This window comes from Myxococcus sp. CA039A (assembly GCF_013336645.1).
GTDB classification, from domain to species: domain Bacteria; phylum Myxococcota; class Myxococcia; order Myxococcales; family Myxococcaceae; genus Myxococcus; species Myxococcus llanfairpwllgwyngyllgogerychwyrndrobwllllantysiliogogogochensis.
In genome coordinates, this window is the sequence record NZ_JABUMQ010000791.1 from 1 (window position 1) to 431 (window position 431).

1 protein-coding gene is annotated in these 431 nt (G+C 68.4%); it reads right to left on the reverse strand.

The window, feature by feature from the left end; translation table 11 throughout:
• Positions 1–67: 67 nt before the first annotated feature.
• Positions 68–431, reverse strand: a 364-nt coding sequence (locus tag HR086_RS47610) for a DUF2272 domain-containing protein (protein WP_174468982.1), incomplete at its 5' end; no start/stop codon positions are given.

The following is a 431-nucleotide window of genomic DNA, read 5'->3' on the forward strand; positions in this document are numbered from 1 at the left end:
GGCGTCAGCCGTCAGAGGTGGATCCGGCAAAGATGGCGGCGAACGCGCGCTGGATCAAGCGCTGCACTCACCGCCGTGGCTGCGGTTCGCTGGACATCGGTGATGCGGGCACGTTAGACGGCGCCGTCGCCGGCACCGTCTGCATCGGCGCGGCGGAGGGCGAAGGCATCACCAATGGCGCGGTCGCCGTCAGCTGCAGCAGCGCTGCCCAGTCCTGGCGGTTGAAGCTGCATTCGTCCTCGCGGCCCGGCGTGCAGCTGGGCTCGATGCCGGTGCTGTTGCGTTCGCGCGCCGGCGGCAGCTTGATCAACCCGGTGCGGTCCAGCGGCAGCAGTCGCATCGCCACCGTGTTCATCACGTTGCCGCCCACCAGGTACAGGGTCTGGTCGCCCCCCAGGTTGGCGGCCACCACTACTTCGCAATGTGATTTC